This is a genomic window from Vibrio sp. 10N.286.51.C3, assembly GCF_003050065.1.
GTDB lineage: Bacteria > Pseudomonadota > Gammaproteobacteria > Enterobacterales > Vibrionaceae > Vibrio > Vibrio crassostreae.
In genome coordinates this window covers 37,092-52,949 of the sequence record NZ_PIGC01000007.1, presented here as the reverse complement: position 1 = coordinate 52,949, position 15,858 = coordinate 37,092, and the positions used below count along the sequence as shown (strand labels likewise).

Genomic DNA, 15,858 nt, shown 5'->3' with positions numbered 1-15,858 from the left:
GTAATGAAGGCCTTATTTCGTTGAAGCATTTCGCTAATTCAAACTAGTTGTGAGAAACCACAATCAAGCGTAATGAATCTAGCTGAACCTGAGCTTTGCTGATGTAACCTGTCAGTTCATTGATTTGAGCTTCGATAACCTCAAGCTCTTCATCACGAATATTCGGGTTCACAGCTTTAAGCGCTTGTAGACGCTCTAGTTCACCGTTCAAGTTAGTTTGCATATCTTTCTGAGCTTGCTGACGAACTTCTTCAACCTTCGGCAGTACATGCGTCTCACCCGCTTCGATTAGCTTGTGAATCTCGCCTTGTACCGAGTTCACTAGCTTGCTCGCTAAGTGACGGTTTACAGGGCTTAGCTGACGGTTAAAGCTATCAAATTCAACCTGAGCAGAGAGATCGTTACCACGGCCATCCATCATCAAACGAATTGGTGTCTTAGGCAGGAACTGGCTGATACCGCTGCGTTTCGGTGCTTGCGCATCCACAAGGTAAACCAACTCAAGCAGGATAGTACCCACTGGCAGCGCTTTGTTTTTCAACAATGATACCGCTGATGCACCCACACCTTCACTCAGTAGCAGATCAATACCGCCTTGAATCATTGGGTGCTCCCAGCTGATGAAGTTCATGTCTTCACGAGAAAGGGCTGTATCACGATCGAACGTGATGGTTGCGCCTTCGTATGGTAAGCCAGGGTAACTTGGTACCATCATGTGCTCAGATGGTGTCACGACTAGCGCATTTTCACCCTTGTCGTCTTGGTTCAAACCAATCGTGTCGAACAAGCTCAGTGCAAACGTTACTAGGTTAGTATCGCCATCAGTTGATGCAATCTTCTCTGCGATTTCGTGTGCTTTGTCGCCGCCGTTTGAGTGCATCTCTAATAGGCGATCGCGGCCTTTTTCTAGATCCGCTTTTAGGCTTTGATTTAGCTTGGCAGACTCTTCAATCACTTCATCAAGCTGCTCTGTATTACCAGAAGCCAGCATTTCGATAAGAACATCTGAGTACTTGTCGTAAACTGTGCGACCAGTTGGACATGTCTCTGCAAATGCATTTAGACCCTCATCAAACCAACGCGCAAGAATCGCCTGTGACGTACCTTTTAAGTAAGGGACATGGATGTCGATGTCACGCAGCTGACCGATACGGTCCAAACGACCAATACGTTGTTCAAGCAAGTCTGGGTTGAACGGAAGATCGAACATTACTAGCTGGTTCGCGAACTGGAAGTTACGACCTTCAGAGCCGATTTCACTACAGATCAGAACCTGAGCACCGCCCTCTTCTTGAGCAAAGTAAGCCGCCGCTTTATCACGTTCAAGGATCGACATGCCTTCATGGAATACGGTTGCACGCACACCTTCACGCTCACGCAGTGCTTGCTCTAATTGAAGCGCCGTACTTGCACGTGATGCGATCACTAGGATCTTTTCACTACGCTTATCTTGGATTTTTTCAATCAACCAGTTAACACGTGAATCGAACTGCCACCAGCTTGAGTCTTCACCTTCAAACTCTTGGAAGATCTCTTCTGGGTACAGCATCTTCATAGCACGAGCTTCGGGAGCCATCTTGCCACCGATCATGCCAGATACACGCATTGAGGTTGTGTACTGCGTTGGAATCTCCATCGGCAGTAGGTTTACATTACGCTTAGGGAAGCCTTTGATTGCAGCTCGCGTGTTTCTAAATAGAACACGGCCAGTACCATGGCGGTCCATAAGGTTATCAATTAATTCTTGGCGAGCTAACGCTTGCTCTTCTTCGCTACTATCACCTTCGATAACACGAAACAGCGGCTCTACATCTTGCTCAGAAAGCAGTTCAGTAATCTGATTCTTCGCGCTGTTTTCAAGCTTCACACCAGAGAACAATGCAGTAACAGCATCAGCAACCGGTGCGTATTGGTCTTCTTCTTCAACGAATGCTTCGTAATCGTAGAAGCGGTCAGGATCAAGCAGACGCAGACGTGCAAAGTGACTCTCACGACCTAGTTGTTCAGGCGTTGCTGTTAGTAGTAGCACACCAGACGTATTTTCCGCTAAGCCTTCAACCACCTGGTATTCGCGGCTTGGTTTGTCTTGGCTCCACTCAAGGTGATGCGCTTCATCGACAACCAGCAAGTCCCACTCGCCTTCAAGTGCTTGCTCGTAGCGCTTACGGCTCTTACGTAGGAAATCCAAAGAACACAGAACGTACTGCTGGGTATCAAATGGGTTGTCCGATTCAGCAAACGCTTCAATACAACGCTCTTCATCGAAGATAGAGAAGTGCAGATTGAAACGGCGCATCATCTCTACTAACCATTGGTGCTGTAGAGTTTCAGGAACCACAATCAGAATTCGTTCAGCACGGCCAGACAACACCTGTTGGTGGATGATCATGCCCGCTTCGATGGTTTTACCTAGGCCAACTTCATCAGCCAGTAAAACGCGCGGAGCGTGACGACGGCCCACTTCATGAGCGATGTATAGCTGGTGAGGGATCAAGCCAGCACGCATACCACACAAGCCACGCATAGGGCTCTTGTGTTGTTGGTACTGGTTACTCAACGCGCGGTAACGCAACACGAAGTTATCCATACGGTCGATTTGACCTGCGTACAGTTTATCTTGTGGCTTGTTAAAGCGGATCTGGTTACTTAAGAAGATTTCACGCAGAGTGACTTCTGTTTCTTGGGTATCTTCGCGAGTACCTAAGTAGGTTAGCAGTCCTTTGTCTTCGATAACTTCTTCGACAGACAGAGACCAACCTTCTTGGCATTCGATGACATCGCCGACATTAAACGTTACTCGGGTTACGGGAGCATCAGTACGTGCATAAACACGGTTTTCTTCTGACGCTGCAAACATTAGTGTCACTGTGCGAGCATCCATTGCTACAACGGTACCTAAACCTAAATCGCTCTCCGTATCGCTTATCCAGCGTTGCCCCAAAGCAAATGTCATGAATCGACTACCTCAATCTTATAGTTGGAATTTGGTCTTTTTAACTGCAGTTTCAAACAAGAACGTTCTCGCTCCTGAACTAAAAATATAGCCAAAAATGCCTAGTTTGCAGCCACTTTTTAAGTGCGCTCTAGATAATAAATATCTCAAGAAAATGGTGCAGAAAAAGGTCGCTAATCTTACTCGATGCTGTGATTTAGGTCACGCCTAAAGGAGATGATTTCGTGCTTTTTTTCTGTTTTCGCCAGTGCAATCAAACTGTCAAAAAATCATGGTTAATCTATAGGTAGCAGATTGCTGCTCTCAAACGAATACGCCATAGTCATCTACAACGATATGGTGGTATTCCTCTAGATGAAGTTTAGGTGAGTAGTTGACTATCACCAGAATCAGATACTAATCTTTATATGAGCTTTATCTACGTTCAATGAATGCAAGGCAAGCCGCACGTCGGCAAGGAGATGCTATGGGCGAGACCAACCGGAAGCTATTTGTTTTAGACACCAATATCCTACTTCACGAACCCTTCGCTATATTTTCTTTCCAAGAGCACGATGTCGTTATCCCCATGACAGTGCTAGAAGAACTAGACAGAATCAAAGACAGTAAGAGAGACGTTGCCCGAGATGCGAGAATTGCGATACGAACTCTCGAAGATCTATTCAGGGAAGCTACACCAGACCAAATATCGGAAGGTATCCCTTTCACCAAAGACATTAAAGCCTCAGGCAGTATTTCAATACTCGCCGATTACGAACTTCAAGAAAGCATCAAAGCCTTTGCCGACGACAAGGCAGGCGATAACCGAATCCTCAACGCTGTACTCTACCTTCAAAACAAACGCGCGCCACGCGAAGTGGTTCTCATCACCAAAGACATCAACATGCGCTTACGAGCCAAAGGCGCTGGTGTTCGCTTTGTTGAAGACTATCAAACAGACCAACTGATTGATGATATTCAATATCTCACCAAAGGCTTTCAACAGCTCGAAGGATCATTTTGGGATGGTATCGACAATGTCGAGAGCAGAAGTTTAGGTGGAAAGACACTGCACACCTTAGCTAGAGCGCCTTTTGAGCCGACCTTCCTCAACCAATATGTGATTGATGAAGAGAGCGACTTTGCAGCAAGAGTTGAAGAGATTGATACCGAAACCATCACACTCAGGGACTTAAGCCGTGAACGCTTAATGAACCGAAGAGCTTGGGACATCACGCCAAAAAACATTTACCAAGGAATGGCGATTGATGCCCTGCTCGACCCTGATATTGACCTGGTGATCCTAACTGGTGCGGCAGGGAGTGGTAAAACGCTGCTCGCCATGGCTGCTGCACTTGAGCAAACCATTGAACGTAAGCAGTTCGATAAGATCATCGTAACCCGAAACACACCTGATATAGGTGAGTCGATAGGTTTCCTTCCTGGTACTGAGGAAGAGAAGATGTTGCCTTGGTTAGCCGCAGTGACCGATACACTGGAAGCGCTGCACAAGAACGACCATTGTACCGAAGGGTCGATGAAGTACATCTGTGACAAAGCCAATATCCAGTTTAAATCGATTAACTTCATGCGCGGACGTTCAATTCAGAATGCGTTTGTACTTCTCGATGAGTGTCAGAACCTCACCGCTTCACAAATCAAAACCATCATCACCCGTTGTGGCGAAGGTACTAAGATTATCTGTTCTGGAAACCTAGCGCAGATAGATTCTTCTTACCTAACCCCTGTGACCTCTGGCTTAACCTACATGGTCGAGCGTTTTAAAAACTTCGAAGGCAGTGCCAACATCCACCTCAATGGTGTAGTGCGAAGCCGACTGGCTGAGTTTGCAGAAGAGAACATGTAGTGACTCTATACGCTTACTGAATCAGTAATATAAAAACAAAAAGCGCCTCACATTGGAGGCGCTTTTCAATTAATTTTTTAAACAGACTTGTTGAGGCTAACCTGAGTTACTCAGTACCACCAACAGTTAGCGAGTCTAGCTTCAATGTTGGTTGACCAACACCCACTGGTACACTTTGACCAGCCTTACCACACACACCAACACCACGGTCGATACTTAGGTCGTTACCGACCATAGACACCTGCTGCATTGCTTCAATACCAGAACCGATTAGCGTCGCGCCTTTCACTGGGTGAGTGATCTTGCCGTTTTCAATCATGTACGCTTCAGAAGCTGAGAATACAAACTTACCTGATGTAATATCCACCTGACCGCCGCCGAAGTTCGGTGCGTAGATACCCTTCTCAACCGTTGCGATGATCTCTTCCGGCGTGTGTTCGCCCGGTAGCATGTATGTATTCGTCATACGTGGCATTGGAAGATGCGCGTAAGACTCACGACGACCATTACCTGTCGGTGCTACACCCATTAGGCGAGCGTTCAGCTTATCTTGCATGTAACCTTTTAAGATGCCGTTTTCGATTAACGTATTGTACTGACCATTGACACCTTCATCATCGACGTTCAATGAACCACGAAGATCAGTCAATGTACCGTCATCGACAATCGTACATAGGCTTGAAGTGACTTGCTCGCCAACTTTACCAGAGAATACTGAAGACTCTTTACGGTTAAAGTCGCCTTCTAAACCGTGGCCTACGGCTTCGTGTAGAAGAACGCCCGGCCAACCAGAACCAAGAACCACAGGCATTGCACCAGCAGGCGCAGCAACTGCTTCAAGGTTAACAAGCGCTTGGCGAATCGCTTCATCCGCAAATTGGTAAGCAACCTGAGTGCCTTTGTCATCGCTTAGGAAAAAGTCGTAACCAAAACGACCACCGCCACCAGCACTACCACGTTCACGGCGATCGCCTTTCTGAGCAAGTACACTGATTGATAGACGAACCAGCGGACGAATATCGCCAGCGTAAGTTCCATCAGTCGCAGCAACCAGCATCTGCTCATGTACACCGCTTAGGCTCACAGATACCTCAGTCACCATAGGCTCTTTCGTACGAATGTAAGCATCCAATGATTTCAGTAGTTCCGTTTTCTGCTGTTTTTCCCAGCTCGCTAGCGGGTTAACTGCATCATAGTAAGTTTGGTTAGAGTTGCGTTTAAACGCTTGAACCTTGCCGTTTTGACCTTGCTTCGCGATACCACGAGCCGCAATTGCGCTCTGTTTAAGACCATCCAATTGGATTTGGTCAGAGTAAGCAAAACCGGTCTTTTCGCCAGATACTGCACGAACACCAACACCGCAATCGATATTGAAAGAGCCGTCTTTAATAATACTATCTTCTAGCACCAAAGATTCGTGCCAGCTAGACTGAAAGTAGATATCAGCATAATCAATTTGGCGGGTAGCAATGCTCGCCAATGTATCTGCGATATTTTGCTCCGTAAGCCCTGTTGGGTTCAGTAGCGCTTCTTCAATTTGATTAATGCTCATAGATGGCTCTTGTTTGTAATTAAAATTGATTGGTAAATCGAGAGTGTTGCGCGATGGGCATATTTTGCCTGATTGATTCGCAACTGGACGTATCTATCTCAACCACCATACTTTTAGGATCTTGGTCTAACTGTGCGACCACTCTTCCCCAGGGGTCAACCACCATAGAGTGTCCCCATGTTTCTCTTTGACAAGGATGTTTGCCGCCTTGTCCTACCGCAACGATCCACGATTGTGTTTCGATCGCACGGCATCTTAATAGTGCTTCCCAATGCGCCTGTCCGGTTACTGCAGTAAATGCTGCCGGAACAACCATGATTTGCGCACCTTGTTTCCGTAACTCGGAATATAAGTGTGGAAAGCGCACATCATAACAAATACTCAAACCTAAGCGACCAAAAGGCGTTTCCGCTGTCACAACTTGGTCACCCGGTGTGAAAATATCCGACTCTCGATAGCACTTATGGGCATCGGCGACATCTACGTCAAACATGTGTAGCTTGTCGTAATGAGCCACTAAACTGCCAAAATCGTCAATCACCAAGGTTGTGGTAGTCACGCCTTTAGCTGTGCTTATCGGCATACTACCAATAACGATCCAAATTCGGTGAAGCTTTGCTAGCTCAGAGATTTTCTTTTGCAGTGGGCCATCATTTAGAGGCTCTGCATACTGGTGATAGTCAGCTTTACTGCCAAAGACTAACGCGTTTTCAGGGCACACAACCCACTTCGCCCCTAACTCTTTGCACTTTGCTACCTCTTGAACAAGGTACTCAAAGTTCAATTCAGGGCTAGGGCCAGATGTCATTTGAATCAACCCAACACAATCCATGTGTATCGCTCCTCCATTCATTATGATTCAGAAATCAGCATTTCACCGTATATTCGCTGACTAGGATATAAGGCCTATTCGGCTAACTTCCTGAGTTTCTCTGGTAGCTGGAACTCACCGGAGCTACGAGAAAGCTCGCTCACCGTTGGTGAATCCAATGGCCCTTTCACCGAATAATTAACTTGGGTAAAGACTTCAACAACCGGCGAAATAACCGTGGTCACCGCCAATACGTACAGCGCCGTTTGAGGGGTTACCGCAAACGCCGTTAATACCGGAATTCCAGAAGTGATATCTGGAGTAAAGTTCACTTCTGCATCAACCTGACGCGTGTTGAGGTTGGCGATGCCTTTGATCTTCATCTCACCCGCCACCGCATCCATATTCAAGTCATTAGTCAGGAAGATGCCGTTTTGGATCTCGCCCGTACCGGTAATGCTATTGAATGCCATACCTTTATCAAACACGTCTGAGAAATCGAGCTGCATCTTGCGGATGATCGAATCTAGGCTAAACAAACCAAGTAGACGAGCCGCGCCGCTCACATCTGAGATAATGCCTTTACCAAACTTAGTTTTCACGTTGCCATCAAGCGTATCCATCTTAATGCCCCAAGGCGAACCATCCCAACCAAGTTGAGCTTCTAGCGCAAATGGTGCTTTTTGAATCCCTGAAGTGATACCAAAGCGTTCCATCAGCTCACTGTTATTTTCACCCTCGACATCAACCGTTAGCGCGGAATGACTCTTGTCACCGTCCAGTTCCCACCAGCCACTGACATCCGCTTTATTGCCGCCGCTTCGAACCTGAATCTTCTTCCAATCAATGCGATTATCTTGTCTAGCCATCTCAATATCGACCTTGCCAACCTTATAGCCTTGCAGCCAAAAGTCGTTAAGGGTTAGCGTTAGATTCGGCATGACATCATGTATCTTTCGATCCAACTCAGAGACCAAAGGTGCTTCTTGCTCTTTGCGTTGCAGCAATGGCTCTTGCTTTGATTTGTCGCTCCATTCAGGAACAAACAGATGCAGACGATCCAGTGAAACGGTCAAGTCGTAAGGAGGTAGATAATTAACATCGCCTTCTAGCTCTTGACTAGACACTTCCATTTGCCACGCTTGCTTGTTCTTACGAGCGCTAAAATCAACATCATTCCAAGAGATACCACCTAAGATCAGCTCTTTACTCTCAAAGGTAATACGGCTTGGCGCAGGGATGGTTGGCGTATTCATTTGGCTCAATACAGCGGTTGACGGCTGTACAGGTTCCATCACAACCGATAACCAATCATCAGCATTAAACTTATCAGTACGAATCAGTGCATGATGTCCCACAACAGGGCTAATTTTATAGCCACCACGACCCAGAACTAAGTTAGTCGCCGTTAACTCAGGCACATCCCCCGTGATATCAATTTCAGCTTGGTACTTAGTATTCGGCAATTGCAAACGCGCAGTAATTGCTTCTTGGTTACCCGACGCTTGTAGCCTTGCAGAGCCACTTTCCAATGACTTTTTCGCCAATGGGTATGGGTAATCGCTCGCGAGATATTTTAGATCAGACTGCAAATCCAATTGGTATGTAAAACCGATGTCATTCAGTTGGATATCAATCTGACTTTGCCACTGCGCATGACCAGATAAGCGACTTAGCCATTGCTCACCAATGTAAGGTTCTAGAGGTTTAACATCCCAATCGCCTAACACATCGATATCAACTGCATAGCCAGGGCCATCATTCTGACCTTTAAAATCAAGCGATATCCCTTGCTTAAGCAAATCAGCGGCGAGGCCATTTGCTGTCACTACATCATTATCAAACTCGATACGGCCCGTGGTGTTCTCAAGCACCATTGGCGGCGCTTCAATCTCAACATGGTTACCACTAAGGTCAGCATAACCCCATGCTCTTGCTTCTCTTTCAGAATCAAACGGAATATTGAGCTGGAACTCGGAAGAGACATCACCACTCACTTGAAGTGCGGTTAACGCGGCCCCTACTGAGTCAACCAGTGGCGAAGACGTCATGTAATCACGCACCGCATTGCCAGACGCCGTTGCCTTAGCTTCAATCTCAATATGACCACCTTCCCCTAGATAAGGAATGCGTCCAGTGATGCGATCTGCAGTCACATCCATTAATTGTGCAGAGCGAGAATCTAGATGCATTGCATCATTTTCAAATAGCAGATCGAGCTGAAGGTCGGTAATCAATGGCCATGCTGTATCAAAGCTGAATTTAGCATCTTCTAATCCGACCCAAACTTGGAAAATACCATCATGATTAGTGTAGGGATAATGAGATAAATCACCATGCCACAATAGCTTTACGGTATCAGCCTTACCGGCTTGAATCGCAGTTGAAAGGTAATCGGTCAGGTCTTGTCCAAGTGCCAGTGTCGGCAGGTAACGCCATGTTTCACCTACATTGTAAGCGTCCGCTTCGCCATAGAAGGATAAGAATGGGCTCGCATCCTTTGGAAAGTCTAAGCGAAATGCGCCTAGTACTTGTAAGTCTGGTGTGGCTGCCGTGATTTTATCCGACCACAGTTTCCAGCCGTTTTCATCCTGCTGCCAAACAATATCAACCTGACCTTGCTTGATGTTCAAAGGGGCTTGGAAAACATCACCATATGGGAACACATCATCAATCACATGCAGACTAGCTTTGGCTTCCGAAGCCGAACCAAACACACTGCCTGACACTTGGCTAAAACCTGGAATTAAATCCCATTGCTCAATCGCAAGATCAGAAAAGCTGGCAGAGTAGCGTAGGCTATCGATTCCCGAATCCATTGAGACACGGATATCAGAAACAGTACCGCCCGGCGCCAATACGTTGATCATTTTGGTTGATTGTTCAGAGTCAGGCATCAGCTTAATCAACGGCGTAATTGTCTCAATGTTTAATTCAGAGACATTGAGCTCCCAAGGACCTTGGTTCCACTTGAACGCAACGTCGAGCTCAGGCCAAGGTGTATCATCCGTTCTAAGGTTTAGTGAGTGACCATTTACCTGCCAACCATCATCAATCGGAGACAACTTAAAGATACCTGACTCAAGCATCAGGTCATGCTTACCATCTTCCTTCCAAGTCAACTCTGAAGGCAGAACTTCAACATAAGCGCTCACAGGTTTGCTATTACGCAGTGTTAGCCAGCTATTCAAGCTCACAGTGCCCGTCTCAATGCCGGATTCCGCCTGCATATAACGAGTTAACCAAGGCTTAACCGAAATGCTGTCTGCACTGACATAAAACTCGCCCGTCATATCCGTTAACGAGCCGCCATCAACAAAGTTAGCACTCACTGACAAAGAGTTTAGATTGGCATCTTTGATACTTACCACACCTTCCGCAAGGTGATGCTTACCAGAGTTTTGCCATTTCAGAGTTTCGATATCAAGCTGACGTTCTTCATCAGAGATAGTGCGATACAAAAGAGAGGAGTCTTTAGCGGTCACATCCACCAAAGTTTTCAGCAGTAAATTATCGAGCTCTTGTACCACTCGCTTGGAAGAACCGGGATCTTTAGGTTCGTCTTTGCCATTTTGCCCGGCAAACAGATCAATAGAACGGATATCAAGATACATTTGATTCATGACCAAATCGGCCACAACCGGACGCATTTGAACAAGCGATTGAATCAAGTCAAACTCGACTTCAACACGCTCGACAGAAAAGGTCACATCTTCTGCATTAGGAAGGCTGGCTTTAACGCCTTGCAGAGCAATAGAAGGGTGAGTGTTACGCCAAAAACCGCCCACGTCTTGAATTGAAAAATCAAAACCGGAATGTTGGTTTACCCAAAGCTCAATTTCAGATTGATACTTATTTAAATTGGGTAAGGCTACACGCAGTGTAGTTACGGCAATGGCTAGCGTTACTAAGAGAGTAACCACTAACCATAAACATGCACGTAGAATCAGAGTAACGCTTGAGCTCACAAAATTTCCATTACATCATAACAACATCAAACTGCTCTTGTATGTACAGAGGCTCAGCCTGGATTTTAACTTGCTTACCAATAAAGACTTCAAGCTCAGCAAGCGCATGAGATTCATCGCCCTCTAACGCCTCAGCTACGGCAGCTGCCGCATAAACCACAAATTTATCGGCGTCATATGCACGATTCACTCGCGTGATCTCTCGAAGAATTTCATAACAAACGGTTTCAACGGTCTTCACACTGCCGCGACCTTCACAAGCAGGACAGCTCGAACACAGGATATGCTCAATACTTTCACGAGTACGTTTACGAGTCATCTCAACCAAACCAAGCTGCGTGAAGCCATTAATATTGGTTTTTACACGGTCTTTATCTAGCGCAGCCTCTAAAGAAGTGAGCACTCGCTTACGATGTTCCTCTGACAACATATCAATAAAGTCGATAATGATGATGCCACCTAGGTTACGCAGACGTAGCTGGCGAGCAATCGCTTGAGTCGCTTCTACGTTGGTGTTGAAAATCGTCTCTTCTAGATTGCGGCGACCAACAAACGCACCAGTGTTGATATCAACTGTGGTCATCGCTTCAGTTTGGTCGATAATCAGATATCCACCAGACTTTAATTCGACTTTACGATCCAATGAACGCTGAATTTCGTTCTCGGTATCGTACATATCAAAGATAGGTTTATCACCTTCATACAGCTCAAGCTTGTCTGTCAGCTCTGGCACGTATTCAGAGGTAAACTCTTTTAGGTTTTCATACTCTAGACGAGAATCGACCTGAATCTTACTCAGCTCAGTACCGACAAAATCACGCAAGATACGTTGGCTTAGGCAAAGTTCACCATACAAGCGAGTGCGCGCTTTGTGTTTACCACGACGCTCAAGAACCTTTAGCCAAAGTCGCTTCAAGAAAGCGGCATCTTGTGCAAGTTCATTCGAGTCAGCGCCTTCAGCCGCAGTGCGGATGATGAAGCCACCGTGTTCGTCACAGTAACGAGACACGACTTTTTTAAGACGGTTACGCTCAGACTCGCTATCGATTCGTTGGGAAACGCCGACATGACTTGCGCCCGGCATAAACACCAGATAACGAGACGGTAGAGTGATATCCGTGGTTAGGCGGGCACCTTTAGTTCCAAGAGGATCTTTGACCACTTGCACCACAATGTCTTGCCCTTGACGAACAAGCTCTGAAATGTCACGAACTTGAAACTGCTTCTTTTCATTTTCAGCAACACATTCAGTGTGTGGAACAATATCAGAGGCGTGTAAAAAAGCTGCTTTTTCAAGGCCTATATCCACAAAAGCCGCCTGCATTCCCGGAAGAACACGGCTTACACGTCCTTTATAGATATTTCCTACGATACCGCGTCGAGCATCTCGTTCGACATGGATCTCTTGAAGAGCCCCCCCTTCAATCATGGCCACACGAGTTTCACTCGGGGTCACGTTCAGCAACAATTCAGCACTCATGGTGCACCTCAGATTAGTAATTATAAGAATTCTTGCAGTAGCTGGTCCGTTTCAAATAAAGGTAAGCCGACAACGGCGTAATAACTACCTTCGATTCGGGTGACAAAGCGCCCACCCAAACCTTGGATCCCATAGCTACCGGCTTTATCGCATGGCTCCCCTGTTTGCCAGTATTGTTCTATTTCTTTTTCACTGAGGGGTTTAAACCATACGTCGGTAATAACGATTTCTGTTTTTTGTTTTTCTTTTAAAACCACTGAAACAGCCGTCATCACTTGATGTCGTCCATTCGCTAACTGAGTCAGCATACGCTTAGAGTCAGCAAAATCGCAGGGCTTCTCAAGTACTTGCCCTTGACTAACAACGACTGTGTCAGACCCAAGAACTACAGTATCAGAACTAGGAACGACATGCTGCCTTTCAGAAGGGTTATCTTTCAATAAAGACAACGCAGCTAAAGCTTTATCTAAAGATAGTCGCTTAACATATTCTTCGGCGGTTTCTTGAGCGTGTTTACACTCTTCAACATCGGTTACGAGGACAGAGAACTCATAACCGAGTTGAGATAGCAATTCTTTGCGGCGTGGAGAGCCGGATGCCAAAACTAAATGTTTCTTTTCCATCGTCACGCTACCTCACATGCCAATGACGACGCACGCGTCTCATCAATAAAAACATCCAAGGCCAAAGTATACAGTTTATCAATGCGCTCCATAGCGATAATGGATTGAAAACGACATCTTGGATCAAATATTCACCAAAGAAGATCAATACCTCAAACAACACTGTTAACGCAGCAATGATCATCGCTTGCTGCCATAACGCCATGTTACGAATGACGAGGAAGTTCATCGCAATAATGTACATCACTATTGCCATCATCATGCCTCGAATACCCAGAGTAGAGCCGATCAAAAGGTCCCACAATAAGCCCAGAATCAAAGCACTACCTACGTTAACACGATGTGGCAGCGCCAAAACCCAGTAACAGGTAACCAGCAGCAACCAAGATGGTCTAAATAGATCTAAGCTACCAGGCCAAGGGATCGTTTGCAGAATAAGGGCTACTAAAAATGAGCAGCCAATTACGACCTTGCTTCTTAAAACGCTATTGGCCATCTTCACCCTCTAACAATGCTTGTTCTATGCTGGATTGATCCGCTTGCATCTGTTTATTTTCATCAGGCCATACAAGCAGCAAGTATCTGAGCTTGTCGAACTCAACCACAGGCTCTGCTTTGATAACGGCGAATTCTCGTTTCGGGTCGTAATCAACGGCAGTAACATAGGCGACTGGGTAACCTTCTGGATAGATCCCACCAAGACCCGATGTCACCAACAGATCTTCTTCCTGTATATCAGTACTGGTTGGAATGTGCTCTAGCTGGATCTCGTCAATCATGCCATTGCCCGAAGCAATCACACGGATGTCATTACGAATAACCTGCACGGGAATCGCATTGTTTGCATCGGTGAGTAGTAGAACACGACTGTTGTGAGCTGCGACGAAAGTGACTTGGCCGACGATGCCTTTTTCGTTGATCACCGGTTGACCTTCGTACACCCCATCAATCTGACCTTTATCGATCACGACTTGATGACGATATGGTGAAGTGTCTACCGCCATAACTTCTGTGACGACTTTCTTCTCATCACGGATAAACGGAGATCCTAACAGCTTACGTAGGCGTTTGTTTTCCTCTTGATATTGCTCAAGCAGAATCAACTCGCTCTTAAGACGCAAGACTTCTCGTTTAATATTATGGTTGGATTCAATTAACCCTTTGCGAGTGCTAAAACGGTCATAAACACCATCGAACATAGTGCGAGGTAAGTTGGCTGCATATTGAATAGGCGCAACCATGCTGTTTAATAGATAGCGAACATTTGAGAAAGCATCTAAACGACTATCAGCCAGCATAAGGCTGGCTGATAAAATTACAGCAAAAAACAGGCGCAATTGTAGAGAGGGACCTCTACCAAAAATTGGCTTCATTCTATATTTGGTCCTAGAGCTACATTTGATCCTATAGACAAGGTCTTAGGCTCTTTACATAAAACTAGATAATAAAAGAGCCTAACACTAGATATTATTCTTCGCTGAACAGATCGCCGCCGTGCATGTCGATCATCTCTAGAGCTTTACCGCCACCTAGAGCAACACACGTTAATGGCTCTTCTGCAACAACAACAGGGATACCTGTTTCTTCTGTTAACAGACGATCAAGATCTTTAAGCAGTGCACCACCACCTGTTAGTACCATACCGTTTTCTGAAATATCAGAAGCTAGCTCTGGCGGACACTGCTCTAGTGCAACCATTACTGCAGATACGATGCCAGATAGAGGCTCTTGAAGTGCTTCAAGGATTTCGTTTGAGTTTAGGCTAAAGCTACGAGGCACACCTTCAGCAAGGTTACGACCACGTACTTCGATCTCTTCTACTTCATCGCCAGGGTAAGCTGAACCGATTTCGTGTTTGATCTTCTCTGCCGTCGCTTCACCGATCAAGCTGCCGTAGTTACGACGAACGTAGTTGATGATCGCTTCATCAAAACGGTCACCGCCGATACGTACAGAAGACGAGTAAACCACACCATTCAGTGAGATAACCGCAACTTCAGTAGTACCACCACCGATATCAACAACCATTGAACCTGTTGGTTCAGAGACACGTAGGCCAGCACCAATCGCTGCAGCCATTGGCTCATCGATTAAGTAAACCTCACGAGCACCAGCACCTAATGCTGATTCACGAATAGCACGACGTTCTACTTGCGTAGAACCACAAGGAACACAAACCAAAACGCGAGGGCTTGGTTTAAGCACACTGTTGTCATGCACTTGTTTAATGAAGTGCTGAAGCATTTTTTCCGTTACGTAAAAGTCGGCAATTACACCGTCTTTCATTGGACGGATCGCTGAGATATTACCAGGCGTACGACCAAGCATTTGCTTAGCAGCGTGACCAACAGCAGCGACACTCTTTGCAGAACCCGCACGATCTTGGCGAATAGCTACAACTGAAGGCTCATCAAGAACAATGCCTTGGCCTTTTACATAAATAAGGGTATTGGCTGTACCTAAATCAATCGATAGGTCGTTTGAAAACATGCCACGAAGTTTTTTAAACATATTCTTCGCTCATCCTGCAAGAATTAGAAGACAAAAATTGCACTAAATGTACCAATGCCTTGCTGTTACGGCAAGGCATTGAAGTACAAACATGGACTGAAACCCGTAATTTCT

At 46.0% G+C, this 15,858-nt stretch carries 10 protein-coding genes; 1 reads left to right on the top strand and 9 read right to left on the bottom strand.

What is annotated here, in order from left to right:
• Positions 1-43: 43 nt before the first annotated feature.
• Positions 44-2,953, bottom strand: coding sequence for an RNA polymerase-associated protein RapA (gene rapA, locus CWO27_RS09300; RefSeq protein WP_048657968.1), 2,910 nt, complete (start codon positions 2,951-2,953; stop codon positions 44-46).
• Between the two features lie 466 nt (positions 2,954-3,419).
• Here rapA and CWO27_RS09295 point away from each other — a divergent pair, with 466 nt between their 5' ends.
• Positions 3,420-4,799 carry a PhoH family protein gene (locus tag CWO27_RS09295; protein ID WP_048657967.1) on the top strand — a complete coding sequence of 460 codons (1,380 nt, stop codon included), beginning with the start codon at positions 3,420-3,422 and terminating at the stop codon, positions 4,797-4,799.
• A gap of 106 nt (positions 4,800-4,905) precedes the next feature.
• Here the strand turns inward: CWO27_RS09295 and tldD are convergent, their stop codons facing one another.
• The 8 genes from tldD to CWO27_RS09255 all read right to left on the bottom strand — a co-directional run bounded on the left by tldD (position 4,906) and on the right by CWO27_RS09255 (position 15,744).
• Positions 4,906-6,351: a metalloprotease TldD gene (gene tldD / locus CWO27_RS09290; RefSeq protein ID WP_008220563.1), complete on the bottom strand. Its 1,446-nt coding sequence runs from the start codon at positions 6,349-6,351 to the stop codon at positions 4,906-4,908.
• 19 nt (positions 6,352-6,370) lie between these two features.
• Positions 6,371-7,183, bottom strand: a complete 813-nt coding sequence (locus CWO27_RS09285; RefSeq protein ID WP_102480896.1) for a carbon-nitrogen hydrolase family protein — start codon at positions 7,181-7,183, stop codon at positions 6,371-6,373.
• Between the two features lie 74 nt (positions 7,184-7,257).
• Positions 7,258-11,130 carry a YhdP family protein gene (locus CWO27_RS09280; protein ID WP_107898899.1) on the bottom strand — a complete coding sequence of 1,291 codons (3,873 nt, stop codon included), beginning with the start codon at positions 11,128-11,130 and terminating at the stop codon, positions 7,258-7,260.
• 10 nt (positions 11,131-11,140) lie between these two features.
• Positions 11,141-12,610, bottom strand: a complete 1,470-nt coding sequence (gene rng / locus CWO27_RS09275; protein WP_017061363.1) for a ribonuclease G — start codon at positions 12,608-12,610, stop codon at positions 11,141-11,143.
• Between the two features lie 20 nt (positions 12,611-12,630).
• Entirely contained in the window at positions 12,631-13,233 is a 603-nt protein-coding gene (locus CWO27_RS09270) for a Maf family protein (protein WP_107898898.1), read from the bottom strand.
• A 7-nt stretch (positions 13,234-13,240) separates the two neighbouring features.
• Positions 13,241-13,729, bottom strand: coding sequence for a rod shape-determining protein MreD (mreD, locus tag CWO27_RS09265; RefSeq protein ID WP_004735926.1), 489 nt, complete (start codon positions 13,727-13,729; stop codon positions 13,241-13,243).
• On the bottom strand, positions 13,719-14,606 hold the full coding sequence (gene mreC, locus CWO27_RS09260) for a rod shape-determining protein MreC (RefSeq protein WP_107898897.1): 888 nt from the start codon (positions 14,604-14,606) through the stop codon (positions 13,719-13,721). The genes mreD and mreC overlap by 11 nt, the downstream gene beginning before the upstream one ends.
• Positions 14,607-14,700: 94 nt before the next feature.
• Positions 14,701-15,744, bottom strand: a complete 1,044-nt coding sequence (locus CWO27_RS09255) for a rod shape-determining protein (protein WP_017062957.1) — start codon at positions 15,742-15,744, stop codon at positions 14,701-14,703.
• Positions 15,745-15,858: the final 114 nt, after the last annotated feature.